Consider the following 2,426-nt stretch of genomic DNA (forward strand, 5'->3'; position numbering starts at 1 on the left):
GCTGGGTGAGCCTGGGCATCAACCTGATCGGGCTGATCCCGCTGCCACCGAGCATGGCGGCAGCACGCATGAGCCTGCGGCCCACGCTGCACCTTGTGAAGCAGGAGCTGAAGGCGGCGGCATCGAACCTGGGCGAGGCGATCGTCACGACGCTGGTGGGGCACCTGAACGCCACCATCATGGGGGAGCTGGACAAGTTCATCGACGGAGCCATCGAGAAGCTCGACGGCATCCTGAAGAGCTGCGCGGACCTCGCGGACAAGGTCGTCGACAACCTGGTGGACATCCTGCGGCGGGTGCTGGGGCAGAAGGACCTGTTCACGGTCGCGAAGCCCGGTGCGGCGGAAACGAAGGTGCACGACCCGAAGACGCAGAGCACGTGGAGCCGGATGTGGGGAGCGGCAGTGCGGTACTCGAAGCAGTCGGCGAACTACGTGGCGAAGGCTGCGGCGAGCCAGTTGCCCGATGGTGTCGCAAGCAAGGTCAACGGCGTGATCACGCAGATGCTGGACTTCAAGCGGTTGCTGAGGGGGCAGCTGTCGAGGCTGGCGGACAAGGAGGCGCAGGCGAGCATCATGTGGCTGCTGCATAAGCTGCGGGATGCGCTGCTGAAGAAGAAGGGCAAGCGCGCGGCCATCGTGCCGCCGCAGGCGGGTGCCAAGGCGGAGAAGGAACTTCCGGGCACGCCCCTGGGCAGCATCAGTAGGCAGGCGCAGGGCCACAAGGACGGGGGGTGCAAGAACTGCCCTGCGCCCGTTTCCCTTGGCGGATCGATCAGCCTTGTCACCGGCTGCGAGAGCTTCACGCACACCGATTTCGTGCTCGAGGCGCCGCTGCCGATCGAATGGGCTCGCACCTATCGCAGCCAGCTCGATGCCTACGACCGAGGCGTCCTGGGGGCGCGCTGGCTCACCGCCTACAGCACGCGCGTGGACTTGACGACGCCGGCCGGGGGCGAGCGCCAGGAGCAGCCGAGCCTGGTCTATCACGCAGCCGATGGCCGCAGCCATGCCTATCCCGTGCTGGCCGTGGGCCAGGTCTACCGTGACCCCATCGAGGAAGTGACGGTCTCGCGCCTGAGCGAGACCTTGCTGACGCTGGACTTCGGCAAGCCGCTGCCCGCGGGCGAACAGGGCGACTTGCGCGAGATCTACGAGCTTGTCGAGGGCCGGAAGCACTATCGGCTCGTGACCCTGCAAGCCAGGGACGGGGCTTCCATCGGGCTGCGCTACGACCACGTGATTGCCTCGACCGGTGAACGCGTGCTGAGCGACATCATCAGCAGGCAGGGAGAGACCATCGTCGCGCACGTGGGCACGCAGCCCGATGCGCAGACCGGGCTCATCCAGTCGCTGTGGGAGCTCAAGGACGGCCAGGTCGTGCGCCAGCTGGCCGCCTATACGCACGACGTGGAGCGTGACCTCGTCGCCGCGCAGGACGAAAACGGCGCGAGCTGGAGCTACACCTACAGCCACCACCTCGTGACCCGCTACACCGATCGCACCGATCGCGGCACGAACCTCGAGTACGACGGCGCCGGCCCCGATGCCAAGGCCGTGCGCGAGTGGTCCGACGACGGCAGCTTCGCGCTGAAGTTCGAATGGGACAAGAACATCCGCCTCACCTACGTGACCGATGCACTGGGAGGCGAAACATGGTTCTATTACGACATCCTGGGCTACACCTATCGGATCATCCATCCCGACAAGCTGCAGGAGTGGTTCTTCCGCGACGACGCCAAGAACGTCACCCGTCATGTGCACACGGATGGCAGCACCGATGACTACACCTACGACGTCGACGGCAACCTGCAGACGCACACGCGCGCCGATGGCAGCCGCGTGCACTTCGAATACGACAAGCTGAATCGCCAGACGGGTTTGCGCGACGCCGAGGGCGGCGTGTGGAAGCGCGGCTACGACGCGCAGGGTCACCTTGTGGAGGAGGTCGACCCACTCGGGCACAAGACCGAATATGCCTACGACAAGGCCGGTCGGCCTGTGTGCGTCACCGATGCCAAGGGCGGCTCGAAGACATTGACCTACACCCCGGCCGGCCAGCTCGCCAGCTACACCGACTGCTCGGGAAAGACCAACCGCTGGGAGTACGACGGCCGTGGGAGGCTGATCAATGCCATCGACGCGGCCGGTCAGGCCACCGGGTATCGCTACAGCCCTGGGAGCAGGCCCGCTTCAGGGAACGAGGGCAACCATCCCGGCCAGCTCGAACAGATCGTGCAGCCCGACCAGACGATCGAGCAGTTCGAGCACGACGCCGAAGGCCGGTTGCTCAAGCACACCGACGCGCTCGGGCGTACCACGCGCTACAGCTACACACGTGCCGGCCTGATCGCCGGCCGCACCGACGCCGCCGGCCGCTCGCTCAGGTACCACTGGGACCTGCTGGGCCGCCTGACCGAACTGCAC

Annotated in this window: 1 protein-coding gene; it reads left to right on the top strand. The window is 66.2% G+C overall.

What is annotated here, in order from left to right; all coding sequences use genetic code 11:
• The coding region (locus EJO71_RS34165; RefSeq protein ID WP_164546985.1) for a DUF6531 domain-containing protein at positions 1 to 2,426 on the top strand (2,426 nt) is incomplete at both ends.

Origin of the sequence: Variovorax sp. 679 (assembly GCF_003952185.1) — a bacterium.
Taxonomy (GTDB): Bacteria; Pseudomonadota; Gammaproteobacteria; order Burkholderiales; family Burkholderiaceae_C; genus Variovorax.